The sequence below is a fragment of the Polaromonas sp. P1_G4 genome, from assembly GCF_056405475.1.
Map to the genome: position 1 here is coordinate 1 of NZ_JBFUCA010000584.1, position 2462 is coordinate 2462.

The window sequence follows — 2462 nt, forward strand, 5'->3', positions numbered from 1 at the left end:
GTGTGCGCTGGCGGCCGTCCGGGTGCGCCAGCGTGATGTCGATGCGGGCGGTACTGTCTTGCAGCTCACCGGCCACTGAAATGCGGCCCTGGTTGATCCGCGTTGTCGGCGTCACGAGTTGCCGCGCGGACAGGCTGTCCAGCTTCTCAATACGCCAGCCGTGCATCAGCATGGCTTGCGCGCCCTCGTCGGGCGATTGCAGCGCGGCATCGACCAGCGCTCCGCCGGTGCGGTCGGCCAGCCTGGCCAGCCGCGCCATGTCGGCGGAGGCTGCGCCATTGATCACCATCACCGGTGCCGTGTGGGTGTAGCGAATGAGTTTTYTGCCGTCCGTCATCAGGCCGTCCGTCACCATCAGGGTGGTGTCCACGTCGGCGGGAATGGGCAGGTCGTCAAAATTGCTGGAGCCGTCGAAGGGCTCTGCGCGCAATGCATCGGCCAGTTCACCGAAGCGGCCCGGCGTGACGGTGAAGCTGCGCACAGCCTCGGCCTTGTTACGCACCACGAGCAGGCTGAGCTTGACGGGCTTGCCCAGCTTGCGGAAGTAGGCCTCCAGCACCGGCAGCACCCGGGCCTGCGCGGCGGCCGAAGCCGATGCGTCCCACACCAGTGCGATGTGGGCAGGGGCGGGCCGTCTCACCAGCTCATCGCGCACATCGAGTTGCCCGGCAAAGAACGGCTTGCCGGCAGATTCACCGACCATGACCTGCGGCTTGCCGGTGCGGCGCAGCGCCAGCTGAAGCCAGCCCGCAGGGCCCTGGGGGGCCTGCCAGTGGTTTTTTTGCAGGGCCAGTTCCGTGCCGGTGGCGCTGGCGTTCAGCTCGGTGCCGGCGGGCGCCTGCAGCAGTTCCACATCCCGGTGGGCGGCGCCGTGGGCGCGCACTTTCACCTGCAATTGGCCCACGCTTGACGCGAACACCAGCGGCACCCTCAGCACGCCCGCATCACGCTGGCGCGGCAGGGTTTCGTTGAACGTGATGAGCACGCGGCGCTCCCCCTGGGCCGGGATGGGATAAACGCGCAGCTTGTACTGGTTGCCGGCGGCGGCTTCCAGCAGTCCCGGGTCTACGCGCCTGCGGCGTATGTCTTCAAAGATCTCCTGGCCTTTGGCCTTGGGCACGGGCACTGCGTCGCGCAATTGGCCGTTGATATCCAGCGCGAAGCCGGTCACGACCTGGCCCTCCTGCAGCGGGAACTGCAGCTCGCCTTCGAGCACGCGGGGGTTGGGGTTGAAAAGGCTCAGCTCAACGCTGGTACGGGCCTGGTCGCCGAAGAGGTCGACTTCGATGGAAACGGCCCGCAGCTGGATGGGCTGGCCCGCATGGTTCACGGCGATGACCGGCGGCCGCCAGTCGGGCGGCGGGGCGAATTTTCCGTTGGGGAAAGGCTGCGGCATCGGGCTGAGCGCCAGTGCTTGCAGGCTGAAGCAGGCTGCGGCGGTGGCCTGAAGGAGGCGGGCGGCAGTCAGCCGGGTGAACCCGCGAAAGACGTGAAAGCCGTTTGGCATGAAAACCCCTTTTGTTGTTGGCGATGCACCGTTAAACGGCGCGCGCAATACAAAGGGGTTAAACGGCCTCAAATATTTTTCAGGGCGCGCAGCGCGACTGCGCCGCGGCCACCACCAGGCCTTTTTCGTTTTCTACCCAGCCCACCACGCGCATCCGGTCGGGGTTGGCGCCCTCCGCAATGCTCATGGAGCGTGCATCAAAGAACCTGTTTTGCTCTGTTTTTGATAGCTGCTTGCGCCCGTCCCAATTGGTCTGGAGCACGTTTCGAATCAAATTCCGCTCAACCGGGGAACCCTCGGTGCCGGCCGGCAAGGTTTCGACCAGGGCAAGCCAGGCTATCCATTGGCGGCCCTTGGCGGCTGCCGGGACGGGCTTGAGCTCGATGGAGGCGCCAAGATAACCGCTCAGCGGCAGGCCATGCGCGACACGCAGGGTGGCGCCCTTGATGGCTTTGACGGGCGAGGTGTTGGCCAGGCTTTGTGCGGGGACGGCTTGGCGCAGCGCCTCCAGCCGTTGCAATCCTTCGCTTGCGGCGACGGCGGACAGCGGGGCGTCGCTGCCCTTGTCGCCAGGAACCACCCAATCCAGCGCAACCTGGCCGGCCGTGGCCTTGGGAGTGGCCGGGTCGGCCCAGCAGGTGTCGCAGTTGGCGTTGATAAAACGCTCAAGCAGCGTCACTGGCCGGCCCTGGCCGTCGCTGGAGCAGGACGACTGTGCGCGCGCCATGCCGGCAAAACCGAGACCCGCCGCCAAAAGGCAGCCAGCCAGCCAAGCAGGCCCTGATGGGCCCAAACCTGTAGTCATGAAAACCCCAAATACGGCTATGTTCGCAGAAGCTGCGGCCGGGCGGGGATTTACGGGTTTCCCGGTCACAGTCTGGCGGGTGCAGAAGAAACTGAACCATACAATTTCAAAAGAAGCAAAGTTGAACCCGCGGCGCGAGCGGTGTTACCC

2 protein-coding genes are annotated in these 2462 nt (G+C 65.7%); both read right to left on the minus strand.

Going from position 1 to position 2462, the window contains the following annotated elements; translation table 11 throughout:
- Positions 1-1507 (minus strand): VIT domain-containing protein (locus tag AC1D1X_RS20825; protein ID WP_477699061.1); only part of this gene is annotated, 1507 nt, incomplete at its 3' end.
- 79 nt (positions 1508-1586) lie between these two features.
- A complete protein-coding gene (locus AC1D1X_RS20830) occupies positions 1587-2234 on the minus strand; it encodes a hypothetical protein (protein ID WP_477668017.1) in 648 nt (215 codons plus the stop codon).
- Between the last annotated feature and the right edge of the window lie 228 nt (positions 2235-2462).

What these genes read in the sequence shown, in the direction of transcription:
- AC1D1X_RS20830 (WP_477668017.1), bottom strand. Translation starts at nt 2,234, where the DNA reads ATGGCGCGCGCACAGTCGTCCTGCTCCAGCGACGGCCAGGGCCGGCCA.